Here is a 24592-nt window from a genome sequence, read left to right on the forward strand (position 1 = left end):
AGAAGCCATCATTGCTTAGTATATTAAAAAAAGTCCAATCCGCTGCTGATCTTGCCAGCCTGGATTGGACTTTTATTATTTTTTTATGCACCATAATGCGTATTTAAGCGGATTGGTGATTGCTTTCTGGTAAACCTCGGTTTCCCCAGCTTGAATAAAAACCTCTCTTGCAGGCTTAGGATTTACTTCAATCATCCATATATGACCGTTGCGGTCAATCGCAATATCGAAAGCAAGCTCGCATAAGCTGCCGTAAGATTTTTCCAGAAATTGCGCTGCATCTACCCCGAAGCGTTCAGCCTCCTCCTTAATGGAGGAAATGGAGGATTCGTCATTAATCCACTCGCGCAGCAGTTTTTCCATAGGCACTGCTTTTCCGCCGCCGTGCAAATTTGATGTAATGCTGCCTTGAGCGCCTACACGTCCTGCACAACCGGTTATTTGCCATTTTCCTTCGTCGTTTTTCTGTACGAGCATTCGATAATCATGGACGCGGCCGTTATCAAGCTTCAGCTGAATGCCCTGTTGCGCAATGTAGCGCGTGCTTTTTAAATTCCAAGAAGATATGAAGGTGATGAGCGCAGCAAGGGTAACGCGTCTTGGACGAATGATTTTGCGTTGCTGATCCCGGCCCTGCACATAATATAAGCCGCTTTTCAATCTTTCTATGCGCAATATGCCTCTTCCGCCAGTACCGCTTATCGGCTTCATGTATACGATCGAAAATTTGCGCAGCATATTCGTCACATCGGAAGTGCTGGATACATATTTGGTCACCGGCAAATAAGGCTTGAACTGTTCATCCTTGTTTAATGTTGTATGAACCGTCCATTTGTTGCGCAGCGGCTTATTTAAAAATTTCAAGTGACGATAATGGGAACGGAATTTTAGGAGCTGCTGGAATCGATGTGATTTTTGCAGGCGGCAGCGATCGTATATTGCATGTGGAAGGGAGGTCCATTTTCTTTTCCAGGTTTTATTTTTTGGATTAAAAAAAAGGGCATGAATACGATTTTTTGAATAATTTACATCTTGAGGGGTAAAGACAAAAACTTGAAGACCAAGCTGCTGTCCAGCTATTGTCATTTTTTCATAAATGGGTCTTTCCTCAAGAGCTCTACCTTCATTAAGATAAAGCGTTAGAATGCCAAGTACTGGCGGAGCCATCTTGAAAACCCCTTTCGAAACGCAGCGTCGATTTCCCTGTTGGTCCCTTGTGAAGCTGAACAGCCTTGAAGCCAAATTTAAAGCAAAGCGCCATGCTTGCAATATTATCTGCCGCAACATTGCAGGTCAGTTTGCCTTGCGACTGCAGCAGGGCATTCATAATTGCGCTGCCTGCCCCGCGGCCGCCGGCCTCGGAATGGGCGACAATAAAGCAGCCGTCCATTCCGTAATTATCTGCAAAGCCTAATGCAATTGGCTTACCTTGATGTCTTACTGCGGCAATGACAGCCGGGCTTCTGCCGTCACTATTTGTCACTAGTTTATTGGGGTCGAGCTGTTGCAGCGCTCGAAAAGCGCTTTTCGTAATTTTTTTTCTGCCATGACGTACGATAAAGGCCAGCCACATGCCTTTTTCCAGCATCCATTGCTCATTAGTAAGTTTTGTTGCGAGAAACACTCGCCTCAGCTACTTCCTTTGATTTCTTGTTCATTAAATAGTGGCTGTATTGAAAAATTCTTTCTAATGATTTTTGACGAATTTGCGGCTCATCGAATTTCATAGGTTTAGCATTGGCCTCAAATATCCATATATTCCCTTCTATATCTACACCCAAATCCATAGACATTTCTCCAAGCTTCCGTCCGGAGCCTCTTTCGATTTGACGAGCTACCCGCAAAGCAGTAGATTTTACATCGGCCAATATGTTGACGGAATGTTCATCATCAAAGGAATAACGGAGCAGCTTCTCCGGCTCCTCAATTTGACCGCCGCGCGGCACATGAGTCGTAATGCTGCGTGCTCCTGCAAGCCTGGCTCCGAGCCCGGACAGTTCCCATTTGCCGTATTTGTTTTTTTGAACCAAGGCGCGCAGATCATAGCTGCGGTCCTGGTATGATGCGAGTTTAATGGCTTGCTGTACAATATATGCTTCCCTGTTTCGCTGATTTTGTATTTTTAGCCATAGCTTTCTCATCGTGGAGCAGTAGTAGGTGGAGCTTTTTTTATTTAGTTGAATTTTCAGCCTGTAGGGCAACGTTTTTTCGGTCCGATAAGCGACGGTCATAATGCCGTTGCCTGCCTTGCCGCTAACTGGCTTCAAATATAGATTGGCATGCTTCTGCAGCATCCGATCCAGCACTTCGATAGATATGAGCCGGCGGGTATTAGGAACTAGCGACATCGTTTTTTCTGATTTATTCAGCCATTTATAAAGGCGCCATTTGTTGAAGTAGTACGGATTGAATAAAAAGAGATTAGGATAATCGCGGCAAGCCTTGAGCTTAGCTCTGACTGCAGGCTCTTTTTCATGCTCCCGCTGCGGAATCCGATTATAAATGACATTAGGAAAAGGCAGGTTTTCCCGCTGCCATTTGTTATTCTCTTCGTCAAAAATAAATCCTTTGAGATGGCTGCGTCCTAAAATCAGATTTTTTACAGTCAGTACATATACAATAAAGCCCATGCTGCGGCCTTTATTAATAATATCGATGAAATTTGCTCGGTTGCCTAAAAATGAACGTTTGTTATTATCGACAGTTAGAATAGCAAGTACCGGGGGATTCACATTGGGCTCTTTATTTCTGAAAGCTCTAACTGTAGCCATTAGCTGCTCCCTCCATTAAAACGGCTTAAATATAAGCAGTGATCAAATATATAAGATAAGGAATCACGACCTTCGGCTTTCAGCGCAGGGTGCTTGAAAATGGATCTTCCTGGCTTGGCATTGGCTTCGAACATCCAAATTTCACCGGTATTGTCGATGCCGATATCAAGCCCCAGCTCGCCAAGGCGGTGCGGATAATTGCGTTCAATCGCCTCAGACAGCTTGATGGAAACCTGCTTGGCGCGTTCCAATACTTCGTCAGCCTTGTCGCCAAATGTTCGATGCAGCGCGTGCATAGGCGTCAGCAAGGACCCGCCGCTCTTTACATGGGTGGTGACACTGCCGCGTCCCGCTTTTTTTGCTCCTATTCCTGCAGGAACCCATTCGTTTTGCCCGTTTTTATGCATATGAAAACGGAAGTCGATCGGGCATTTATCCATTTCTATAAGCCGAATGCCTTGCTGAACGACATAGTTTTCAAGCTTGCTGCCATGTCTGGCCTGCAGCATGCGCATTAAACTGCCAAAGTTTTTAAAACGCATCAGGACATTTTGATTATTGCGTCTGAATCTGGCAAAATAGCCGCGTCCAGGCTGGTAGGTAAGTCTGTAAATGCCGATACCAAGACTGCCGCCTGTTGGTTTGTAATAAATAAATTGATGCTTTTCCAGCATTTCTTTAATCGTTGCCGGTGTCGGATTGTTTATAGACTCCGGCAAATGCACCAGAGCCTCCGGATCATTGTCCAGCAATCGATACACATCCGATTTATTCAAGAAACTCCAGTTAAAGAACGGGATAGAATGATTGACAAATCTTTCCCGAAAAGCGCGCAGGGAGGTGGAGGCCTCAGCTCTGCGATTAGGCAGGCGGTTGTAAACAACATCAGGCAAAGGAACGACTTTGCGAGTCCAGCCGCCTTGTGGATTTAAGAAAAAGCCATTGACGGTTTGCTGCCGCCAGTTAATATCATTGGGGGTGAAGCCGAATATAAAGGCTCTTTTTTCTCCAACGCGAATGATTTGCTTTACTAAACTTGCCCGAAGGCCGAATGGATAACTCTCTCCTGGCCGCAAAGTATCAGTTAAAATACCGACAAGCGGGCCAATTCTAATCTCGTCTGGACCAACCGTTTGAATAGATATTTGTCCTATCTTTGGAACGCGAAGAGCTTGCCGGACTCCTGAGGAAATATAGATAACTTTGCTGGATCGATTTAGCTTTCTAATCGCAGCTTTGACGGTTGCATTTCCCATTACAATATGAACCGCTCTTTTTCCTTCAAGCTCGAGCTGTTTGAGCAACGGATTGGACAAATAAATAACATTGTCGTATTGAGAAGAGAAGCGTATGTTACAAGTTGTCAAACTCATCGATGAACCTCCTGAACGTTGAGAGGCCGCAGCCTGCTATTGTTAGCTATGAGCTGTTGGCGGCCTTGATTTGCGACACGAAAAACATGATTGGGTTTGGAAATGCCATACAAATATTTGGCGTAGTGCAAGGGCTGCAGGATGGATAGCGATTGAGCGGCAATATCTCCGGTCGCTTTAAAGCTGCTTCTGCCCGGCTTGGAGTTTACTTCGAGGAGCCAGAGCGCCTGCTGCTGATCCAAGCCAAAGTCAAAGGCCAGCTCGGCAAATTTGCCAAGCCGCCGCTCTAGAGTATGAGCTGCCTGCACACAAATGGCTGTTAAAGTGTTGCGCAGCAGCTCAAGCTCTTCTTTGCTGTACCGGGAAGCAAGGAATTGGTCAATCGGGTAGGCGGTGCCGCCTCCATGCAGATTCGAAGTAACTCCGCCTGATGAGCCGCAGCGAATTGCTGCTCCTGTCAACAGCCAAATTCCTTTATGGTCCTTCTGCATTAGAATTCGGATATCGAAGGGGCGGCTCATATGATCGGTTAATGATAATAAAGGCTGCATAATATAGCGTCTGCTTTTAATTATTGTATGGAGCTTTTGGAATAGTGCTGCTGTATTTTCAATATTTTGCATAAAAGGGCGATTGCTCCTCGTGCGGCCTCTAATATGAATGCGCTCGGACGCTGCTTGTTTTTGTATGCTGATAATGCCTCTGCCCTGCATGCCGGAAATAGGCTTAATAATAAGGCCGCCAGGTTTTTTATTTAGCTGCTCTATCATTTGCAAATGCGAAGTGAGCAGCATTGTCTCGGGCAAATAGGGCAGAAGCGCATCGTTTTGCTTGAGTATGCGGTAGACCTTCCATTTTGACGGCAGAAGTGCATTGAGCCGCTTGAACGGTTTCTTGCAGTGCATAGCATGCAGAAGCATCCGGTTGCTTAGTGCTGCAGCTGGGCTGGAGGCAAAGCTGCGGTCATAGATCAAGTCTGGAAGCGGAACCTGCTGTTTCCGCCACCCCGTCGCCAAATACCGGTAACCAGTCAATAGGCCACGCTGGTTATAATCGGCAGGCTGAAACAAATAAAGATCAATGGCTAATGTTTTGGCGGCAAGGGCAAGCGCCTTGCACAATTGCGGTTCGCCAATCGTCAGCTCTTCAGTCCCGTGATCATATGCCAGAGAGGAAACCATTACGCCAAGTTTTAAGGTTGATCGCTCAGCCATGCTGCTTTGCCCCTTCCTAAAATTTGGATAAATATTTGGAATAGGCCAGCAGCTTCTTGACAGAGGGGCGAATCTTGCCTTCCTGCCAGGGAGTGTTGTCGTTTTTAGACGGTTTTGAATTGACTTCCAGAAGCCATATTCGCCCAGAGCGGTCAAGGGCAAAATCAATTCCGAGCTCTCCGAAATGCCCCTCAATGCCATCTTCTATCCCCTGCGCAATTAATAGTGCGGCCTGTCTAAGACGGCTGGCGATTTCGTACCCGCTTGAGCGGCCCAGCATATTGGATCGGCTAATCGCTTCCTCCACCTTGCATAACGTTCCGCCGCGCGCTAAGTTGGATACAAAATGCTGATTGCCAGCAATTCTGGCTACTACCGAAGTAACAGACCATTCGCCCAACTTGTTTTTTTGCACTAATGCCCTGAAATCAACCGGCCTTTTTTGAATTTCTATCAGCTGCAGGCCTTGCTGCACTTGATATCTGCTTCTTTTTTTACTGAATAAATTGGCATACAGCTTTTGCAGGCTGTTGAACTGCTGCTTGCGGCTGCCGCTACTCGTTGCATGCTGGGCATGATAGCTTGTTTGCTGATCATGTGAAATGCGTATGATGCCTCTGCCCATGCTGCCTGTAACCGGCTTAATAAACAGCGTGTTATATTTGGAACTCATATTTTTTAAGGTGGCGAGGCTTTTAAGGGGCTTTGATTCCGGCAAGTAGCGATTAACGCTGCGATTGGAGCTCAGGGCACTGAAAACTTCAGTCTTATTCAAAAATTTCTCATTAAAAACAGCCGTATTGTGATGCTGCACGGCATTTTGCAGAAATTTCTGCACACTGGGCAAATTTTCTAATTTTCTAGTCGTTAAGCGATTGTATATGACGTGAGGCAGCGGCATGGGGTGCTTTCTCCAACTGCCGCCGTTATACGTCCAGCCTTGTACGTAGGAGACTTCATGATTTAATTGATTTGGGGTGAAGAAGAAAACCTGCCCGCCTTGCAGGCGGCATGCTTCAGCAGCTTCCATGCAAAACTGTGTGATAGCTCCAAAGGGATTATCAGGCGTATCCGGGTATTCTCTGCTCACAAGGATGCCGATTAACGGGCCAAGTTCTAGCGTCGTATTATGTGCTGTATATTTTAAGTGCATATAATGTTTCGTTTTCGGGCTAAAGCCTAATATTTCGCCTACGAATGGATTTAATTTAATGCCGTTTTGTTTTTCAGCAGGAATAATGCGCATTTGCTTCCTGTAGGAACCAAACTTTAAATTGATCGGCTGTGCCGAAGGGATTTTCCATTGCTTAACCAATGCTTCGCCTAATGTCATTACGTCATTCTGAAGCAGGTTGGAAGGGGCTATCCCGACGGCAACTTTTGTTTTGGACATGATAAAACTCCTTCCAGTCAGGAAACCTGGCTGCTGCCTAAACGAATTGCGACTGAATCGTAATACCCTATCATATGAGGACATAAATCTCTTGGTGAATGCATGGAATAGGATAAATGCAGGGGATTTGGGAGAGGGTCAAGCTCATTTTTTGAATGTTGAGAGGACGTCGGAACCGTTTATCCTTAAAAATAAAAGATCGAGCACAAGGGCTTGCGCTGCCCGAGCTCGATCTTTTACAGGTCTTTGAATTGAACCATTTGTTTAACCAGCTTATAAATGACCTCTTGTTCCTTTAAGCTTAGCCCGTTTAATTGGTGAGAAATTTTTTCGGCGTAATCTGAGTCATGCTCTTCTTTAGGTGAGGAGGTTTGCAACGATACGATTTTCTCCAGCGGGGTATTAAGGGCAATGGCGATTTTACCCAATACGTCGATCGTCGGATTTTTTTCGCCACGCTCTACTTGTCCCATATAAGAAGCGTTAATCTCAGCCCTTAACGCAAGCTGTTCCTGGCTAAGCCCTTTAGATTTGCGGATATTTCGAATATTATCGCCAATTTGCCTTACAATATTGCTCATAAAGTCACCTCAGCCTAACGATAGAGCTTTGTATTGACGGCAACAACGTTATATAGGATGTATATTTTTTAGTGACTATAGTCATTGACCAAAAGTGTGAATTTTATTATAATAATTACAAATATTTCAAATATGATAATATTTTCTTTCTTTTGAAATTAAATGAAATTCCCGAAGCTTGAAAAGGAGATATGAGACAATGACAGATGAATCTAATCTTCATCGTAAAGTGCGAGCATATTATTTTAATGCTGCTTTTCAAATGGAATTTTCTTACGAATTTTCTCACCGCTTTATGAAAAAGGCTTCCGCATACGGTTTTTTGAATTGCAATGTGAATGCCCCCATGCAAGTAGTAGAGTATCAAGTAGATTTGGAGACTGACTTGATCATCAGGCCTTATAGCGAGCATAATACATTTCTATTCATGAACGAATACAAAGCAATTCCTCCGCAGCGGGTAGTAATTAAAGATTATGTGATTTACAAAATGAACTATAAGGTGCCGATTACATATGACTGGAAGCAATTTATACAGGAGGGGGCTGATCATGCCGTTAGCCTGCCTATGATGCAGCAGCTGCTGCGCAAGCAGCTAATTTATGATGAGAATAAAGTTCCCATGGATATTTCAATTAAGGTGAACAGCCTATATGTGGAATGGAAGTAGCCGCGCGAAGTTTCCTATTGCATCTGAATCTCCTATAATAAGCAATAAGAGCAGGTTGGGAGGTATTTTAACGATGACATTACAGCATAGCGCCGAGGCTGGGAGCAAGCACGAGCAAGTGCTTCAATATATACAAGGCTTGCAGGTTGGGGAGCGGATATCCGTAAGACCGACTGCAAAGCTGCTGAAAATTAGCGAAGGAACCGTATATAAGGCATTCAAGGAAGCAGAGGCTATCGGTCTGGTTAGCACGCGAGAGCGGATCGGCACTGTCCGAATCGATCGCAAGCGCCGTGATGCTGTAGAACAGCTGACATTTGGCGAGGTTGCAGACATTGTGGAGGGACGATTGTTTGGCGGCGGGCTTGGACTGGATAAGACGCTTCATAAATTTGTTATCGGAGCGATGGAGCTTGATGCAATGCTTCGATATATCGATGAAGGAAGCCTCTTGATCGTAGGTAACCGAGTGAACGTGCATCGCTGCGCGTTGGAGCAGGGCGCCGGTGTATTAATTACAGGAGGCTTTGAGCCAAGCAGCGAGGTAATCGCCTTGGCAGAAGAACGCAGCTTACCGCTGCTGTCCACCAGACATGATACATTTACAGTCGCTTCAATGATCAACAGAGCGATGTATGACCGGCTTATTAAGCGCAAAATTATTTTGATTGAAGATATTGTAACCTTTAGCAGGCCTGCTGATGTTTTGCACACTAGCCATTCAGTTGCCCGTTACCATGAGCTTTCCTTGGAAACCGGCAGCACCAGATTTCCTGTGCTGGACGACCGGGGCAAAGTTGTCGGCATGATGACCGCTAAGGATGCAGTCGGCGCTTCACCTGAGAGCGGCATCGACCGCATCATGACGCGTCATCCAATAACAGCTGCGCCTAATATTACACTTGCCTCGGCAGCTCATACTATGGCTGCTGAAGGAATTGATATGCTGCCGATTGTGGACAGGCATCGCAAGCTGCTTGGTGTCGTGACGAGACAGGAAGTGCTCGATGCAATGCGTTTTGCCGGCAAGGAGCCGCAGTCGGGCGAAACGTTTGAGGATTTAATGTGGAACGGATTTTTACTAGAGGCCACGAACAAAGAAGATGAAGCGGGAATTGCCTATTCCGGCAGAATGTCGCCCCAAATGTCAGGAACGCTGGGCATGGTGTCGGAGGGGTTGCTTTCCACCCTTATGGCGCAAGCAGCCAGAAGAATGATTAAAGAAACGAGTAAGCGGGATTTTCTTATGGAGAGCATGACAACCTACTATGTAAGGCCTATTCAAATTGACAGCGAGATTATGATTAAGCCTTCCTTGCTGGAGATGAGCCGTAAATATACGAAGCTGGAAATTGAAGTACAGGACAAGCAGGGGCTGGCGGCCAAAGCGATGATGACAGCCCAAATTATTGATCCTTATTAAGAGGACCGAGAACAAGATTGGGACTGGAGAAGCGTCAGCGTCTGTTTTGTAAGCTGATTTTTACCTTTAGAGAAAAGTTGTCGATTCATTGTCACAATGAATCGACAGCGGTTGGCAGCATGAATCTGCTACATTTTTTCTTGCTCGATCCGTTTGCGAAAGATGGAATGGTTGCGCAGCCCTGCGAACAGATTGAATATACCAAGCACAAGGAACAAGGCGCCTATTACGATGCGCATTGTTGACTCAGCAGATAGCAGCAGCTGTACGCCTGCGATAAAAATAAGCATAATTCCCATGCTTATATTCATGCGGGCAGTATGCAGACCTCTTATGTTCTGTGCTTGTTCCCGGCGTCCTTTAAAGCTGAATACGACGGACAGCACGAGTGTAATCATAATTCCAGGCGCAAAAAACCATTGCAATAATTGATCCATCTAGCAGTGCACTCCTTTGTAGTGGGAAATCATCTAAAACTGATAAGCATTGTAACATAAAAAAGGCCGCAAGTCTCATGAAGACGGCGGCTTTATATATGTACGAACAGTTATCCACACATACAGTACATTGTCTACAACCAGAACCGTTTTGATTTCTACCACATAATCCTTCTCATACACATCGTTATATACTTTTCGTTCCAGTAATTTTCGGGCGAATTGAGCGTTGGAGTCTATCTCGTAAATGCTCTGTCCGAGGAAGCTGGACAAATCTTCTCTTAATCGTTTAATGATTTCTGCTTCGGTCACTTTGTCGAGATGCGGGCGCTGTGATTGCGAGCCTGCCTCGTTTTCAATGCGGGGAGTAATGCTTTTAATAACAGTATGCTGATTTTTATATTGATTCAATTGCTTTATATCATCTTCGTACTGCCTTATTTTAGCGAGCAGCTCGATCCGATTATTAACCAGATTATCCATCTGCACGACATAGAGTGAATGATAGATAAGCGCGCCGATAATAAATCCGATCAGCAGCACGCCTATGAGCTGCATGGCTCGTGTGAACTTCTCGAAAGGAGGTACACGCACGATTATGCAGCTCCTTTGCATACCAGCTTTATTAATTCTGTTGCCAAATGCGCACCTAGAAAAGCAAATATTATAAAGCAAACCTGCTGAGCAGCCGGGGAAAGATGGCCGCCTGTAATATTGCTTTCAATAACCCGGATAGGGTCTACTGAGCCGCCTATCGCAGCTACGATAGCCCATATTTTCAGTCTCGTGGCAGTGTCGAGCATAACGGCTGCAGGCGGCATAAACATAAATGCAGCGCCAATGCTTGCAAGCAAGGAGCCTCCAAGCACGATTCCAAACGCTATAAAAAAATCGAGTCCGGCTTTAGTTAAAAAATAGCTCACCGCGATCACCTCACTATAATCCCTACACTACCATTGTATGGGCGTGTCCACCCTGAATATGATAAACTGAGAATAACAATATTCGTGATTTTAGCGGAAAGGATTGAATGAGATGAAAGGCATGAACGTTGAAGATGTCATAGACGCTCAATCCTTCGTGCATTTGCACGTTCACAGCGAGTACAGCTTGCTCGATGGCGCTGCAAGAATTCGTGATCTGGTTGATCGTGCCGCTGAGCTGCAAATGGAGGCGCTTGCGCTTACTGATCATGGCGTACTGTACGGCGCAATACCTTTTTACCGAAAGTGCCGCGAGAAGGGGATAAAGCCGATTATCGGCTGCGAGCTATACTTGACTACCGCATCGCGCTTTGAGAAAGGCAGCCGCAAGGAAAATCCGATTTACCATCTTACTGTGCTGGCCAAAAACAAGATCGGTTATCAAAATTTGATGAAGCTTTCATCTATTGGCCATCTGGAAGGCTTTCATTATAGACCGCGTGTAGATCTGGAAAGTCTAGCGACTTATTCAGAAGGTTTAATCTGTTTAAGCGGCTGCATGGGGGGCGAGCTATCTCAACTGGTGCTGCAGGATAAACTGGAGGAGGCGGCTGCCGCCGCAGCAAGATATAAGCAAATTTTCGGCGATGACTTTTACTTGGAGCTGCAGGATCATGGAATACTGGAGCAGAAGCGGATAGCCCAGCATCTGATCCAATTGTCTGAGCAGCTTGATATTAAGCTGGCAGCAACGAATGACGTCCATTATTTGCGCAAGGAGGACGCTGCGGTACAGGATGTGCTTATTTGCATTGGAACTGGAAAAACAGTGCAGGATGAGGAAAGAATGCGCATGACGACTAATGAGCTTTATTTGCGCAGCAAGAGCGAAATGGCCGCTTTGTTCCAGCATGTCCCGCAGGCGATTTCCAATACGGTCGAAATTGCCGACAAATGCTGTCTGGTGCTGGAATTTGGTCAAGCGTTACTGCCTGTATTTGAACCTGTGCCGGAAGGCAGCAGCTCTGCGCAATATTTGGCCAAGCTGTGCGAGGATGGGCTGCATCAGCGCTATGCCACGCTGCCGCAATGGCAAGCGGATGAAGCTTTTGTTCGGATGGCGAGGGAAAGGCTTGCTTATGAGCTGTCTGTTATTGAGACGATGGGGTTTAGCGATTATTTTTTAATCGTATGGGATTTTGTTAGATTTGCACACGAGAAAGGCATTCGAACCGGTCCGGGCCGCGGATCATCGGCCGGCAGCATCGTAGCTTACGTGCTCAATATTACAGATGTAGATCCGCTGAAATATAAATTGCTATTTGAACGCTTCCTTAATCCTGCTCGGATTACGATGCCGGATATCGATATTGATTTCAACGATGAGCGCAGAGATGAAGTGATTGCTTATGTCGCAGCCAAGTACGGCGAAGAGCATGTGGCGCAAATCATTACATTTGGTACTATGGCCGCGAAAGCAGCAGTCAGAGACGTGGGACGGGCGATGAATGTTCCGTTTCAGGAAGTGGACCGGACGGCCAAGCTGATACCCAACCAGCTTGGCATTACGCTGCCGGAGGCGCTGCGCGCCAGCTCTGAGCTTAAGGAGGTATATGAGCGGCAGCCTAGAAGCCAGGCGATGCTGCAGATGGCGATGAAGGTCGAAGGCATGCCGCGCCATGCATCTACCCACGCCGCCGGCGTCGTTATTTCGCGAGAGCCGCTTACCCACTATGTTCCTTTGCAGTCTGGCGGCGAGCATAGCCCGTTAACGCAGTATTCCATGGAGCATCTGGAAGCAATCGGACTTTTGAAAATGGACTTTTTAGGTCTTCGCACCTTATCGATTGTGGAGCGGACCATCTATTGGATTCATGAGCTTTACGAGCAAGAAATCGACTTTCGCCAAATCGACGATGCCGATCCGCTTACGTATGCCATGATTGGCAAAGGCGAAACAACAGGCATCTTTCAAATGGAGTCCGCCGGCATGAGAAGGGTGCTGCGCGAGCTTAAGCCTACTCAATTCGAGGACATTATTTCGGTGCTTGCCTTGTACCGGCCTGGCCCTATGGAGTTTATACCGAAATATATTGCGGCCAAGCACGGCAAGGAGCAGATCGTTTATCCGCATCCTACGCTTGAGCCGATATTACAGGACACGTATGGCATTATCGTCTATCAAGAGCAGATTATGCAGATTGCTTCGACGATGGCTGGCTTTTCGCTTGGTGAGGCGGACCTGCTGCGCAGAGCGGTATCCAAAAAAAATCGTGAAATTTTGGATGAGCAGCGCGGCCATTTCGTAAGCGGAAGCTTGGAAACCGGCTATTCAGAGTCTGATGCTAATCTAGTGTACGATATGATTGTACGGTTTGCTGATTATGGCTTTCCGCGCGCGCATGCCGCGGCATATGGCGTGCTTGCCTTTCAGACAGCCTGGCTGAAGGCGCATTACCCTATAGCGTTTATGGCCGCGATGCTGACGTCTGTAACGGGCAATTTCAGAAAAATAGCTGAATACGCCGATGAATGCCGGCGGATGGGCTTTGCTGTATTGCCGCCTGATATTAATACAAGCTTTGTTACGTTTACACCTGCTGAAGAGGGGATACGCTTTGGACTGGCTGCCGTGAAAAACGTTGGTAAGCAGGCAATCGAAGCGCTGCTGCAGGCCAGAAGCGAAAGAGCTTTCGACAATTTGCTCGATTTGTGCAAGCGGGTTGACCTGCGCGTTGTGAATAAGCGGGTGCTTGAGTCGCTAATTCAGGCAGGCGCATGCGACAGCCTGCCCGGTCATCGCTCGCAGCTGCTTGGCGGGCTGGAGGAGATGATAGAAGCAGCTCAGAAATGGCGCAAGGAAAGCGAGGAGCTGCAAATTGAATTGTTTGGCCTGGAGGAAGTGCAGAACTGGGATGTCGAGCTGCCCGACGTAAGGCCGTTTTCTCTAAGCCAAAAGCTGGAACTGGAGCGCGAGCTGCTGGGCATGTATTTATCCGGTCATCCGCTTGACGACGCAGCGGCTCTTCTTGACCCGCTGGAGCTTGACAGACTCATCGATTTAAGCGATGCGGCGGACGGATCAATTGCTGTTATTGGCGCTATGGTGGCGGATCTCAAGCCATTTACGAATAAGAAAGGCAACGCGATGGCTTTTCTCAGCCTGGAGGATCGCGTCATGCGCGTGGAGGGCGTTGTTTTTCCAGCAGTATGGAAAAGAACCGCCGACAAGCTGGCGAAAGGCGAAATCGTCATTGTTCAAGCGACGGTGCAGCATGAAGAAGAGGATTACAAGCTGCTTATTGAGCAAGTGCTTCCGATAAGCCCTCATGATCCGGCGCTTGACCAGAAGGTACGCCAACTGAAACGGCAAGCGGACGCGCGCGGTGCACGCGAGCGCTCAAGCCAGGATGCTGCTGGAAAAGCTCCGATGAAGGAAAGCGCAAGCAGCCAGTTGCGTCAGTCACCACAGCAGGATTTGCAGGCGGGGAAGCTGCAAGAAAGAAGCAGGGAGCCAGACCGCACGCAAGAGCAGGCCAAAACGCGCAAAGATGCAAGAAAGTTATTTATAAAAATTACAGCAGAACATGATTATCCGGAACAAATGCAGCGTCTCAAGCAACTGCTTACGAGCTATGGCGGCGAGCTGGATACGATATTGTTTTATGAGCATAAGCAGCAAATGATCGCCCTTAATGAACAATACCGCGTCAGTCCGTCCCAAAATTTAATAGCAGCCATCGAGCACTTGCTCGGACAAGGCACTGCAGTTATAAAGTGAAAAATAAAGCTTCTTCATGCACAATCCAACATCTCCTAGCATAAGCATAGAGATACAAGCAGCGAAAGAGGGATGATTGGATGAAAGAAATAGAGAAGCTATTGGAAAAACGCGGCGTTGCTTTGCAGGATATGGTTGATATCGTGTTTTCGTTGCAGCATCCTTATAATGCGAATTTGACTAAGGAAGAGTGCTTGAACAGCATACATTCTGTCATTGCCAAGCGTGAGGTGCAGTATGTATTATATACGGGCATAGCACTGGATGAGCTGGCGGAGAAAAAGCTGCTGCCTGAGCCGTTGCAATCGATTATGGAGCGCGATGAATCGCTTTATGGCGTAGACGAAACGCTCGCGATGGGAATTACGAATGTTTATGGCATGATTGGGCTGACGAGCTTTGGTTATTTGGACAAGGTCAAGCCAGGAATTATTCAAAAGCTGAATAATAAAGGCAGCCATATTCATGTGTTTTTGGATGATCTCGTCGCAGGAATCGCAGCGGCAGCTTCAGCTAGAATTGCACATAAGGACCCAAAAGCGCAGTTATATCATTTGCCCGATTCGCTATGACTATGTTATCATTGTGTAATATATGACCATTGACGGGAATGGGTAAGTTTGAATGGTACGCTTTGCTTTAGCAAAGTTTCAGGGGGTACTAAGATGTGGACAGTAATTTACATCGCGCCGACGGCTAAAATGGCAGAGAATATCAATAAGAGGCTTACGGAGGAAGGTTTTTTAGTGAAAATCCGCCCCGTCAATCTGTCTAAACAGCAATATGAGATTCTTGTGCCGTCAGGTGAACTTGAAGAAGTTCAAGAAGTTTTTAATGCAATTATGCGGCCGTAAAAGAACATAACTATTGCTCCTTGAGAGGTGTCAAAGTGCAAATTAAGGACTTATTTTCGAAGAAAAAATATGCAACAATTCCATCGGGAAGATCCAAGCGAGACATACCTGAAGGATTAATGAATAAGTGCGCCAAATGCGGCACCATTCAGTACAGCAAGGAACTGGAAAAAAATCTTAAGGTATGCTCCTCCTGCGGGCATCATTTTCGTTTGAGCGCTTTCGAGCGCATCGCTATGATAATGGACGATGGACATTTTGTAGAGTACGATCCAGACATGGAGTCTTTGGATCCGCTTGAATTTCCGGGCTATGTCAGCAAGCTTGAGCAGCAGAAGAGCAAATCGGGCTTGCGAGACGGGGTTGTTACGGGAGAAGGCGCAATCGGAGGCTTTTCTGTCGTTGTAGCTGTCATGAGCTTTGACTTCTTCAGTGGAAGTATGGGTTCAGTTGTAGGCGAGAAAATTACTAGAGCGATAGAAGCTGCTCATGAGAAGCGTCTGCCGCTTATTATTTTCTCAACCTCGGGCGGCGCGCGCATGCAGGAAAGTATTTTGAGCTTGATGCAGATGGCAAAGACGAGCGCAGCATTATCCAAATTCCAAAGCGACGGCGGTCTCTTTATTTCAGTCTTTACCGACCCGACGATGGGCGGAGTGTCTGCAAGCTTTGCGAGCGTAGGTGATTATATACTTGCTGAGCCTGGCGCTTTGATCGGATTTGCGGGCCGTATCGTGATCGAGCAAACGATTCGCCAGAAGCTTCCTGACAACTTTCAGACGGCGGAATTTAATTTACAGCATGGGCAGATCGACAAGGTCGTTCACCGCAAGGATATGAAACAGATGCTAACGAAGCTGCTTGATATGCACTGTGTAAGGGAGGGAGCGACTCATGGCTAATGAGCTGCCATTTGAGAAGCCAATTAACGATCTGCGTCAAAAAATTGTTGAGCTGAAAAGCTTAAGCGAAGACAAAGGGATCGACTTCACAGAAGAGATTTTACGGCTGGAGGAACGCTGTAAGCAGCTGGAGCACGAGTTGTATAGCGAATTGACCGCTGCACAAAAAATGCATATGGCTCGTCATCATCAGCGCCCTACCTCGCTTGATTTTATTCATAGTATTTTCGAAGATTTTATCGAGCTGCATGGCGACCGTTTGTTTGCGGACGATCTAGCCATTGTAGGCGGACTAGCTAAGCTTAATGGGGTGCCTGTTACCGTTATCGGGCATCAAAGAGGTAAAGATACACGCGACAATATTGCCAGATTTTTTGGCAGTCCCCATCCGGAAGGATTCCGCAAAGCATTGCGACTAATGGAGCAGGCTAACAAATTTAATCGCCCAATTATTACATTCATTGATACTAAAGGCGCATATCCTGGCAATACTGCTGAAGAGCGGGGACAGTCAGGTGCTATTGCTTATAATTTACGTGAGATGGCAGGCTTTGGCGTGCCTATCATTTGTGTCGTTATCGGCGAAGGCGGCAGCGGCGGCGCGCTCGCGCTCGGCGTGGGCAATCGTGTTCTGATGCTTGAAAATGCGATTTATTCTGTAATATCTCCAAATGGAGCTGCTTCCATTCTGTGGAAGGATGCCTCGAAAGCGGATCAAGCGGCGGAGGCTATGAAAATTACAGCGAAGGACTTGCTCGAGTTTGGCATTATCGAGCAAATTATTGACGAGCCTGAAGGCGGAGCGCATCGCGATTTGGCTTTCCAGGCGGAACAGGTGAAAACTGCGGTATGGGAGCATCTTCAGGAGCTGCTTGCAATGGACAAGGCCCAGCTTATTGAAGACCGTTATGAAAAATTCCGCAAGATTGGCTATTATCAGGTTGTAACTTCTGAGCCGATCCCGCAGCAGCATGAAGAAGCGATCAGCCACGAGGATGAAGCCGAACAGTCGAATGACACAGGTACGGAGACCGTGCACACGACCTTAACATAATCTAAATATGTCGAGTCTTCGAATCTTTGTACTTATCACTGTACAAGCTTTATGAATCGTGTAATGATAGAATTGAAAATGAATCTAAAGGTATGCAACGGAGGAAATAACAAATGCGCAAAACGAAGATTGTTTGTACAATTGGACCTTCCAGCGAGTCGTTGGAAAATACGAAAAAGCTAATTCAAGCAGGAATGAACGTAGCGAGATTGAACTTTTCGCATGGAGATTTCGAAGAGCACGGCAACAGAATTAAAAACATTAAATTTGCTAACGAGGAAATGGGAACTTCTGTAGCTATATTGCTTGATACAAAAGGCCCAGAAATTCGTCTAGGTTCTTTGAAAGAAGAGTATGAGTTAATTCAGGGCGAAGAAGTTACGCTTACAACAGAAGAAATTGTCGGCGATAACAAGCGTATGCCTGTAACTTATAGCAACCTGCCAAATGATTTGACAGTCGGCGCTACAGTTCTCATTGACGATGGCTTGATTGGTCTTTCGGTTGAGCGCATAGAAGGTACGGAAATTTATTGCCGCGTCATTAACAGCGGTCCTGTAAAAAGTAAAAAAGGCGTGAATGTTCCAGGCGTGAAAATTTCATTGCCAGGCATTACTGAAAAAGACGCGAACGATATAATTTTCGGCATCGAGCAAGGCATCGATTTTATTGCGGCATCCTTTGTCCGCAAAGCAAGCGATGTTCTTGAAATTCGAGAATTGCTGGAGCGTCATAACGCAAAGCATATCCAAATTATTTCTAAAATCGAGAACCAAGAGGGCGTAGACAATCTGGATGAAATCATCGAGGTTTCTGACGGACTTATGGTAGCCCGCGGCGACCTTGGTGTAGAAATCCCGCCAGAAGAGGTTCCTCTAGTTCAAAAAAATATGATTAAAAAATGTAACCGCGCAGGCAAGCCGGTTATTACAGCTACGCAAATGCTTGATTCCATGCAGCGCAATCCGCGCCCGACACGTGCGGAGGCTAGTGACGTTGCCAATGCGATCTTTGACGGTACAGATGCGATTATGCTATCCGGTGAAACAGCTGCCGGCAAATATCCGGTCGAGTCCGTACAAATGATGGCTCGCATTGCGGAGCGCGCAGAAACGGCTCTTGAGTATCAGGAAATTTTCTTGAAGCAAGCTAGCGCGCAGCAAATGTCTGTAACAGAATCAATCAGCCAATCTGTAGCGAATTCTGCGCTTGAGCTTGATGCTAAGGCAATTATTACCTCTACTCAAAGCGGATTTACTGCTCGCATGGTTTCCAAATACCGTCCAAAAGCTCCAATCATCGCTGTAACTACTGATGAAAAAGTTATGCGTCATTTGGCGCTTTCATGGGGTGTAATGCCGCTTAAAGGTACAGATGCGGATACGACGGATGAAATGTTCGAAATTGCAGTTAAAAACACGCTTGCAACAGGCCTATTGAGCCTTGGCGATACAGTAGTGATTACAGCTGGTGTTCCGGTTGGACGCGCTGGCACTACTAATCTGATCAAAATTCACCACATTGGCGAATTGCTTGCAAAAGGTCAAGGTATCGGCAGCCAATCTGCAACAGGCAAAATTGTCGTTGCTACTAACCCTCAGGAAGCCATCGAAAAACTATCCAAGGGCGACATTCTTGTAGCGGTTTCTACGGATAAGGATTATATGCCGGCGTTCGAGAAAGCTGGGGCAGTTATTACAGAGCAGGGCGGAATTACAAGCCATGCTGCAGTATGCGGACTGAACCTTGGTATCCCGGTAATTTTAGGCGTTGATAATGCAATAGAAATTTTGAAAGACAATATGGAAGTAACGATTTACGGAGAAACAGGCTTTATCTACTCCGGTCAATCAAAAGTTATGTAATCATATACCCAATCGAAAGTGATTGGATTTGCAAAGCTCTCCTGTTCATCTAAGATGCGGGAGAGCTTTTTTAAATTGCACGAATTTATAACACAACTTTCGGTGCGACCAAGCCTAGGTTGTGAAGGTTAGCAGGTGGAAATCCTGCTTTAATTGTGGGCAACTATTAAAAAGCAATAAGAAAGGGGAAACGGAGAGCAAGAATGGGAATGGAGAAGCGTCAGCGTCCGCCTTTGTAGGCCAATTCTATCCTAAACAGGTTTTATTTATTAAGAAAAATTGGACTACAACAGCGGTCGTAATCCCAATCTTGATCGCAGTGGCACCCCTTTTTATTGCTTGTTGCCATATCTACAATTAACCGATAATCTTTGCTGCCTCTAAATTGCGATTTTGGGCGTAATAACAGAACGACTGACCAGTTAGTTAGATAGACAACCGATATATCGGGGATAAGGCAACACATAATTTTAGTTAATAAATTTGAAATAGCACCGCCAAATTTATTATGATAGAAGAAGATGGCGGAAGGAGGCATCAAACCGGCTATGGCAACGAATTGGCAACTGCACCCGCTGCGGGTGCGCTATCAGGAAACGGATCAAATGAGTGTCGTTTTCCATGGCAATTATGTAACCTGGTTTGAAATTGGACGAACGGAATGGATTAGAAGCAATGGTTTTTCCTATAAAGAGATTGAGAAGCGCGGCTTGCTGCTGCCGGTAATAGATTTACATTGTAAATTTATTATGCCCGCTAAATACGATGATCAAATTATTATTTGCACTCGAGTAACGGAGTGCAGCCCATTGCGCATTCATTTTGAATCGCAGATTAGAAGGATCGGGCAGGCATCTGATTATGAGCAGTGGAGTTTGAGCGGCAAGGAGCAGCTGCCGGGCGAGCTGCTGGTCGAAGGCGGTACGAATCACGTTTGGGTGAATAGCAGCTTTCAGCCAGTAAGGCTGAGCAAGGCTTGGCCTGAGCTCTATCAATTAATGAAGGATATTACAGGATAGGCGGTGGCATTATGAAAAAATGGTGGTTGCTGCTCATCATTATACTTCCAGTTACCGAAGTATGGAGTATTGCTCAAATGAGCAATTGGATAGGCGGATGGCTTACACTTTGGCTTCTGCTTGCGATAGCTGTTATCGGCATTTACAGCATTCGCGTATTTGGCGCCAGATCATGGCAAGCCATGATGCAGCAGTTTGCAAATGGGAGTCCGCCGGGATATGCGATGCTGAACAGCATATGCATAATAGTTGGATCTGTATTGCTGATTATTCCGGGCTTTGTGTCTGATATCATTGCAATATTGCTGCTTATGCCGATTACACGTCCGATATTTAAACGCTTCATGCTTGTATGGATTGAGAAATGGATGCGCAGCGGCAAATTTATGATGATGAGACGTTAAAAGGATTGGAAGAACGTGCTTGGACAGTTTTTCAATGGATAATGAGAGCAAACCTGGGGATAATGAGCGCAGCTGACAAAAGCGATTCAAATAAGTAATGATGCTGATAAAGCATTTTTATAGTGATATTGTTCACTTCATTGTCAAAATCATTTATTATTAAAGAGTTGAGAACAAGCACATTCACCATAATGTATTAATTACAATGAGTATAAAGGAGAGAGTACGATGACAGCAACAAAAGGTCTTGAAGGAATTGTCGCGGCAGCATCATCCATCAGCTCTATTATAGACGGAGTGCTCACCTATCGCGGAATCAATATCGATGATCTAGCAGAAAACGCTTCCTTTGAAGAAGTGGCGTATTTGCTTTGGTATGGCAAATTGCCGAATCGTGCCGAGCTTAATCAGCTGCAGCAGCAGTTGGATGAGTATGCAGTAATCCCGCAACAAGTAATTGATCAAATTAAATTATATCCAAATGGAACAAATTCTATGGCCGCTCTTCGTTCAGCTGTTTCCAGCCTGGCACTTTATGATGAGGAAGCGAACGATATGTCTGCAGAGGCTAATCAGCGCAAAGCGATTAAGCTTCAAGCAAAGCTTCCAACTGTTGTTGCAGCATTTGCTCGTATCCGCGAAGGCAAAGAGCCGGTTGCACCGAAGAAAGGCGTATCCATTGCTTATAATTTCCTTTACATGCTGACTGGCGAGGAACCAGCGGAAGTAGCGGTTAAAGCATTGGATCAAGCGCTAGTGCTTCATGCTGATCATGAGCTGAATGCATCCACCTTTGCTGCTCGCGTAACGGTAGCTACGCTGTCTGATATTTATTCAGGAGTAACTTCAGCTATTGGCGCGCTAAAAGGGCCTCTACACGGCGGTGCGAATGAAGCGGTTATGGTTATGCTGGAAGAGATCGGTTCTTTTGATAACGTTGAGAGTTACATCAACAATGCCCTTGCTAATAAAGTGAAAATTATGGGCTTTGGTCATCGCGTTTACAAAAACGGCGATCCGCGCGCAAAGCATTTGCAGCATATGTCCAAGGAGCTTGGCAAGCTGAAGGGCAATATGGACCTATTCAATATGTCTGTTAAAATCGAAGAGCTTGTAACAGGCCAAAAAGGACTGAAGCCAAACGTAGATTTCTACTCCGCTTCTGTGTACACAAATCTTGGTATTCAGCGCGATTTGTTTACGCCAATTTTTGCAATTAGCCGCGTTTCCGGTTGGACGGCACATATTCTTGAGCAATATCAAGATAATCGATTGATTCGTCCTCGCGCAGATTATGTAGGACCTTCGAATGTGAAGTATGTTCCAATCGAGGATCGCTAAGCGGCGTCTGCCCAAAGGGCGGCGAAGCTTTTATCCTTGAGCAGTATTAACTGCAATAACGTTAAACATGTTATACTAGTATAGTATGTTAGCTTTACCACAATGTTTAGGAGGAATTTATTCATGGCTAAGTTCGAGAAATACGCTTTGCCGACTGAAGGCGAGCAAATCTCTATTGACAACGGTGTACTGCAAGTACCTAATAATCCTATCATTCCTTTTATCGAAGGCGACGGAACAGGCCGCGATATTTGGCGCGCTTCCAAGCGTGTGTTGGATGCAGCTGTAGAGAAAGCTTATAGTGGTTCCAAAAAGATCGCTTGGTACGAAGTATTTGCAGGCGAGAAAGCATTCAATGAATTCGGCGAGTGGCTGCCAGCAGATACGCTTACAGCAATTCGTGAATATATCGTAGCTATCAAAGGTCCTCTTACTACGCCAATCGGCGGCGGTATCCGTTCTTTGAACGTTGCGCTTCGTCAAGAGCTTGACCTATACACTTGCCTTCGCCCAGTACGTTATTTTGACGGTGTACCTTCACCTGTTAAACGTCCTGAGCTTGTTGACATGGTTATTTTCCGTGAAAATACAGAAGATATTTATGCAGGTATCGAGTATGCAGAAGGCTCTGAGCAAGTGAAAAAAGTAATTGCTTTCTTGCAAAATGAAATGGGCGTTAACAAAATCCGTTTCCCTGAAACGTCTGGTATCGGCATTAAGCCAGTATCTGCAGAAGGTTCAAAACGTCTTGCACGTGCAGCGATTGAATATGCAATCAAGCATGGCCGCAAGTCTGTTACTTTGGTTCACAAAGGCAACATCATGAAATTTACAGAAGGCGCGTTCAAAAACTGGGGCTATGAAGTTGCAGAGCAAGAATTCGCTGACAAAACATTTACATGGGGCCAATACGACCGCATTAAAGAAGCTGAAGGCGTTGACGCTGCTAACAAGGCGCAGGCAGAAGCTGAAGCAGCAGGCAAAATCATCGTTAAAGATGCGATTGCTGACATTGCGCTTCAACAAGTACTTACACGTCCAACGGACTTCGATGTTATTGCAACATTGAACCTGAACGGCGACTATCTATCCGATGCGCTTGCAGCACAAGTTGGCGGTATCGGCATCGCTCCTGGAGCAAATATTAACTACTTGACTGGACATGCTATCTTTGAAGCGACTCATGGTACAGCTCCGAAGTATGCGGACAAAGACGTAGTTAACCCAGGTTCAGTTATTTTGTCCGGCGTAATGATGCTTGAGCATCTTGGCTGGCAAGAAGCTGCTGACCTTATCTACAAAGGTATGGAAACATCGATCAACAACAAAACTGTAACTTATGACTTCGCTCGCTTGATGGAAGGCGCAACAGAAGTGAAGTGTTCCGCATTCGCTGACGAAATCATCAAAAATATGTAGTAAAAGCCCGGTAAGCCTGATGATTGGCATCGATTCGCGGCAATAGAAACTTTCGCATCAGAAGCTGCTTGAGCAAAGGCAGCTTCTGATGCATCGTTGTCCACCATCCGCGAACCGGGACATGGCACAGGCAACATTATTGCGGGAGGAACTTACTGATGGCAATTAAACGTAAAAAAATCACAGTAGTCGGCGCAGGCTTTACAGGTGCTACAACAGCGCTTATGCTTGCGCAAAAGGAACTTGGAGATGTTGTGCTTGTAGATATCGCTCCGCTTGAAAATCCTACAAAGGGTAAAGCGCTGGATATGCTGGAAGCGACTCCTGTTTTAGGCGTAGACGCAAATATTACGGGAACAGCAAATTATGAGGATACGAAGGATTCCGACGTCGTTATCATTACTGCTGGTATCGCTCGTAAGCCGGGCATGAGCCGTGACGACCTTGTGAATACGAATGCAGGCATTGTAAAATCTGTTTGTGAGAATGTAAAGGCAACAAGCCCCGACGCTTATGTAATCATTCTTAGCAATCCGGTTGATGCCATGACTTATGTAGCGTTCCAAGCGCTTGGTTTTCCTAAAAACCGCGTAATCGGCCAATCAGGCGTTCTTGATACTGCTCGATATTGTACTTTCATAGCACAAGAGCTGAATATTTCAGTGGAAGATGTGCGCGGCTTCGTGCTTGGCGGCCATGGAGACGATATGGTGCCACTTGTTCGTTACTCCAATGCGGGGGGCATTCCAATCGAGAAGCTAATTCCAGCTGACCGGATTGAAGCGATTGTACAGCGCGCTCGTGTAGGCGGAGGCGAAATCGTAAATCTTCTTGGCAACGGAAGCGCATATTATGCTCCGGCTGCTTCTCTCGTTCAAATGACAGAAGCTATTCTTAAAGACAAGAAGCGCATTATTCCAGTGATCGCTTACCTTGAAGGCGAATATGGCTATGACAACTTGTTCATGGGAGTACCGACGATTATCGGCGGCGACGGTATTGAGAAAGTATTGGAGCTTGATTTGACTGCTGAGGAGAAGGCAGCATTAGATAAATCTGCTCAATCCGTTCGCAATGTTATCGATATTGTTATAGCAGGCCAATAATTTTGTAATTAACAAGGCTTAAGGACCCTGACTGTAAGTAGACAGGGTCCTTTCTTTTTGGA

23 protein-coding genes are annotated in these 24592 nt (G+C 46.0%); 13 read left to right on the forward strand and 10 right to left on the reverse strand.

The window, feature by feature from the left end; genetic code table 11:
• Positions 1 to 75 precede the first annotated feature (75 nt).
• The 7 genes from ACRRU2_RS14450 to ACRRU2_RS14480 all read right to left on the reverse strand — a co-directional run bounded on the left by ACRRU2_RS14450 (position 76) and on the right by ACRRU2_RS14480 (position 7332).
• A complete protein-coding gene (locus ACRRU2_RS14450) occupies positions 76 to 1167 on the reverse strand; it encodes a YheC/YheD family protein (RefSeq protein WP_331697115.1) in 1092 nt (363 codons plus the stop codon).
• Positions 1127 to 1624, reverse strand: a complete 498-nt coding sequence (locus ACRRU2_RS14455) for a GNAT family N-acetyltransferase (RefSeq protein ID WP_331697114.1) — start codon at positions 1622 to 1624, stop codon at positions 1127 to 1129. The genes ACRRU2_RS14450 and ACRRU2_RS14455 overlap by 41 nt, the downstream gene beginning before the upstream one ends.
• On the reverse strand, positions 1599 to 2771 hold the full coding sequence (locus ACRRU2_RS14460; protein ID WP_331697113.1) for a YheC/YheD family protein: 1173 nt from the start codon (positions 2769 to 2771) through the stop codon (positions 1599 to 1601). Before ACRRU2_RS14460 ends, ACRRU2_RS14455 begins: the two co-directional genes overlap by 26 nt.
• On the reverse strand, positions 2771 to 4144 hold the full coding sequence (locus ACRRU2_RS14465) for a YheC/YheD family protein (RefSeq protein ID WP_432502633.1): 1374 nt from the start codon (positions 4142 to 4144) through the stop codon (positions 2771 to 2773). The genes ACRRU2_RS14460 and ACRRU2_RS14465 overlap by 1 nt, the downstream gene beginning before the upstream one ends.
• The gene (locus ACRRU2_RS14470; protein WP_432502635.1) at positions 4141 to 5358 is read right to left on the reverse strand and encodes a YheC/YheD family protein; all 1218 of its coding nucleotides are present in this window, start codon (positions 5356 to 5358) and stop codon (positions 4141 to 4143) included. The genes ACRRU2_RS14465 and ACRRU2_RS14470 overlap by 4 nt, the downstream gene beginning before the upstream one ends.
• Positions 5359 to 5374: 16 nt before the next feature.
• Positions 5375 to 6751 (reverse strand): YheC/YheD family protein, encoded by a 1377-nt coding sequence (locus tag ACRRU2_RS14475; RefSeq protein ID WP_432502637.1) that lies wholly within the window; start codon positions 6749 to 6751, stop codon positions 5375 to 5377.
• A gap of 236 nt (positions 6752 to 6987) precedes the next feature.
• Positions 6988 to 7332 (reverse strand): helix-turn-helix domain-containing protein, encoded by a 345-nt coding sequence (locus tag ACRRU2_RS14480; RefSeq protein WP_331697109.1) that lies wholly within the window; start codon positions 7330 to 7332, stop codon positions 6988 to 6990.
• A 199-nt stretch (positions 7333 to 7531) separates the two neighbouring features.
• Here ACRRU2_RS14480 and ACRRU2_RS14485 point away from each other — a divergent pair, with 199 nt between their 5' ends.
• Together ACRRU2_RS14485 and ACRRU2_RS14490 are read left to right on the forward strand one after the other, a co-directional pair.
• Positions 7532 to 8002, forward strand: coding sequence for a hypothetical protein (locus ACRRU2_RS14485; protein ID WP_331697108.1), 471 nt, complete (start codon positions 7532 to 7534; stop codon positions 8000 to 8002).
• Positions 8003 to 8075: 73 nt separating this feature from the next.
• Positions 8076 to 9425, forward strand: a complete 1350-nt coding sequence (locus ACRRU2_RS14490; protein ID WP_432502640.1) for a DRTGG domain-containing protein — start codon at positions 8076 to 8078, stop codon at positions 9423 to 9425.
• Positions 9426 to 9553: 128 nt separating this feature from the next.
• On the opposite strand, the gene ACRRU2_RS14495 is transcribed toward ACRRU2_RS14490, so the two are convergent.
• The 3 genes from ACRRU2_RS14495 to ACRRU2_RS14505 form a co-directional block, all read right to left on the reverse strand.
• Complete coding sequence (locus ACRRU2_RS14495; protein ID WP_432502642.1) at positions 9554 to 9862, reverse strand: YtpI family protein; 309 nt, start codon at positions 9860 to 9862, stop codon at positions 9554 to 9556.
• A 75-nt stretch (positions 9863 to 9937) separates the two neighbouring features.
• Positions 9938 to 10456, reverse strand: a complete 519-nt coding sequence (locus ACRRU2_RS14500) for a hypothetical protein (RefSeq protein WP_432502644.1) — start codon at positions 10454 to 10456, stop codon at positions 9938 to 9940.
• Between the two features lie 2 nt (positions 10457 to 10458).
• Positions 10459 to 10785 carry a YtrH family sporulation protein gene (locus ACRRU2_RS14505; RefSeq protein WP_331697104.1) on the reverse strand — a complete coding sequence of 109 codons (327 nt, stop codon included), beginning with the start codon at positions 10783 to 10785 and terminating at the stop codon, positions 10459 to 10461.
• Between the two features lie 112 nt (positions 10786 to 10897).
• On the opposite strand from ACRRU2_RS14505, the gene ACRRU2_RS14510 reads away from it, so the two are divergent.
• The 11 genes from ACRRU2_RS14510 to mdh all read left to right on the forward strand — a co-directional run bounded on the left by ACRRU2_RS14510 (position 10898) and on the right by mdh (position 24530).
• Positions 10898 to 14566 (forward strand): DNA polymerase III subunit alpha, encoded by a 3669-nt coding sequence (locus tag ACRRU2_RS14510; protein ID WP_432502647.1) that lies wholly within the window; start codon positions 10898 to 10900, stop codon positions 14564 to 14566.
• Positions 14567 to 14646: 80 nt separating this feature from the next.
• Entirely contained in the window at positions 14647 to 15138 is a 492-nt protein-coding gene (locus ACRRU2_RS14515; protein ID WP_331697102.1) for a phosphatidylglycerophosphatase A family protein, read from the forward strand.
• Between the two features lie 93 nt (positions 15139 to 15231).
• On the forward strand, positions 15232 to 15420 hold the full coding sequence (locus tag ACRRU2_RS14520; protein ID WP_331697101.1) for a glutamate decarboxylase: 189 nt from the start codon (positions 15232 to 15234) through the stop codon (positions 15418 to 15420).
• A gap of 35 nt (positions 15421 to 15455) precedes the next feature.
• Entirely contained in the window at positions 15456 to 16322 is an 867-nt protein-coding gene (gene accD, locus ACRRU2_RS14525) for an acetyl-CoA carboxylase, carboxyltransferase subunit beta (RefSeq protein WP_331697100.1), read from the forward strand.
• Positions 16315 to 17376, forward strand: a complete 1062-nt coding sequence (locus ACRRU2_RS14530) for an acetyl-CoA carboxylase carboxyltransferase subunit alpha (RefSeq protein ID WP_331697099.1) — start codon at positions 16315 to 16317, stop codon at positions 17374 to 17376. Before accD ends, ACRRU2_RS14530 begins: the two co-directional genes overlap by 8 nt.
• Before the next feature lie 113 nt (positions 17377 to 17489).
• Positions 17490 to 19241 (forward strand): pyruvate kinase, encoded by a 1752-nt coding sequence (gene pyk / locus ACRRU2_RS14535; protein WP_331697098.1) that lies wholly within the window; start codon positions 17490 to 17492, stop codon positions 19239 to 19241.
• Positions 19242 to 19789: 548 nt separating this feature from the next.
• Positions 19790 to 20260 carry an acyl-CoA thioesterase gene (locus tag ACRRU2_RS14540; RefSeq protein WP_432502650.1) on the forward strand — a complete coding sequence of 157 codons (471 nt, stop codon included), beginning with the start codon at positions 19790 to 19792 and terminating at the stop codon, positions 20258 to 20260.
• 11 nt (positions 20261 to 20271) lie between these two features.
• Positions 20272 to 20664 carry an FxsA family protein gene (locus ACRRU2_RS14545; protein ID WP_331697096.1) on the forward strand — a complete coding sequence of 131 codons (393 nt, stop codon included), beginning with the start codon at positions 20272 to 20274 and terminating at the stop codon, positions 20662 to 20664.
• A gap of 228 nt (positions 20665 to 20892) precedes the next feature.
• Positions 20893 to 22005, forward strand: a complete 1113-nt coding sequence (gene citZ / locus ACRRU2_RS14550) for a citrate synthase (protein WP_432502653.1) — start codon at positions 20893 to 20895, stop codon at positions 22003 to 22005.
• A gap of 123 nt (positions 22006 to 22128) precedes the next feature.
• A complete protein-coding gene (gene icd, locus ACRRU2_RS14555) occupies positions 22129 to 23424 on the forward strand; it encodes an NADP-dependent isocitrate dehydrogenase (protein WP_331697094.1) in 1296 nt (431 codons plus the stop codon).
• A gap of 158 nt (positions 23425 to 23582) precedes the next feature.
• Positions 23583 to 24530 carry a malate dehydrogenase gene (mdh, locus tag ACRRU2_RS14560; protein ID WP_432502655.1) on the forward strand — a complete coding sequence of 316 codons (948 nt, stop codon included), beginning with the start codon at positions 23583 to 23585 and terminating at the stop codon, positions 24528 to 24530.
• Positions 24531 to 24592 lie beyond the last annotated feature (62 nt).

This window comes from Paenibacillus sp. GXUN7292 (genome assembly GCF_050864975.1).
Lineage (GTDB): Bacteria > Bacillota > Bacilli > Paenibacillales > Paenibacillaceae > Pristimantibacillus.

Bases quoted from the DNA above. Each gene is read 5' to 3' on its own strand.
- ACRRU2_RS14450 (WP_331697115.1), bottom strand. From the start codon at position 1,167: ATGGCTCCGCCAGTACTTGGCATTCTAACGCTTTATCTTAATGAAGGT.
- ACRRU2_RS14460 (WP_331697113.1), bottom strand. From the start codon at position 2,771: ATGGCTACAGTTAGAGCTTTCAGAAATAAAGAGCCCAATGTGAATCCC.
- ACRRU2_RS14465 (WP_432502633.1), bottom strand. From the start codon at position 4,144: ATGAGTTTGACAACTTGTAACATACGCTTCTCTTCTCAATACGACAAT.
- ACRRU2_RS14470 (WP_432502635.1), bottom strand. From the start codon at position 5,358: ATGGCTGAGCGATCAACCTTAAAACTTGGCGTAATGGTTTCCTCTCTG.
- ACRRU2_RS14475 (WP_432502637.1), bottom strand. From the start codon at position 6,751: ATGTCCAAAACAAAAGTTGCCGTCGGGATAGCCCCTTCCAACCTGCTT.
- ACRRU2_RS14480 (WP_331697109.1), bottom strand. From the start codon at position 7,332: ATGAGCAATATTGTAAGGCAAATTGGCGATAATATTCGAAATATCCGC.
- ACRRU2_RS14485 (WP_331697108.1), top strand. From the start codon at position 7,532: ATGACAGATGAATCTAATCTTCATCGTAAAGTGCGAGCATATTATTTT.
- ACRRU2_RS14490 (WP_432502640.1), top strand. From the start codon at position 8,076: ATGACATTACAGCATAGCGCCGAGGCTGGGAGCAAGCACGAGCAAGTG.
- ACRRU2_RS14495 (WP_432502642.1), bottom strand. From the start codon at position 9,862: ATGGATCAATTATTGCAATGGTTTTTTGCGCCTGGAATTATGATTACA.
- ACRRU2_RS14510 (WP_432502647.1), top strand. From the start codon at position 10,898: ATGAAAGGCATGAACGTTGAAGATGTCATAGACGCTCAATCCTTCGTG.
- ACRRU2_RS14515 (WP_331697102.1), top strand. From the start codon at position 14,647: ATGAAAGAAATAGAGAAGCTATTGGAAAAACGCGGCGTTGCTTTGCAG.
- ACRRU2_RS14520 (WP_331697101.1), top strand. From the start codon at position 15,232: ATGTGGACAGTAATTTACATCGCGCCGACGGCTAAAATGGCAGAGAAT.
- ACRRU2_RS14530 (WP_331697099.1), top strand. From the start codon at position 16,315: ATGGCTAATGAGCTGCCATTTGAGAAGCCAATTAACGATCTGCGTCAA.
- pyk (WP_331697098.1), top strand. From the start codon at position 17,490: ATGCGCAAAACGAAGATTGTTTGTACAATTGGACCTTCCAGCGAGTCG.
- ACRRU2_RS14540 (WP_432502650.1), top strand. From the start codon at position 19,790: ATGGCAACGAATTGGCAACTGCACCCGCTGCGGGTGCGCTATCAGGAA.
- ACRRU2_RS14545 (WP_331697096.1), top strand. From the start codon at position 20,272: ATGAAAAAATGGTGGTTGCTGCTCATCATTATACTTCCAGTTACCGAA.
- citZ (WP_432502653.1), top strand. From the start codon at position 20,893: ATGACAGCAACAAAAGGTCTTGAAGGAATTGTCGCGGCAGCATCATCC.
- icd (WP_331697094.1), top strand. From the start codon at position 22,129: ATGGCTAAGTTCGAGAAATACGCTTTGCCGACTGAAGGCGAGCAAATC.
- mdh (WP_432502655.1), top strand. From the start codon at position 23,583: ATGGCAATTAAACGTAAAAAAATCACAGTAGTCGGCGCAGGCTTTACA.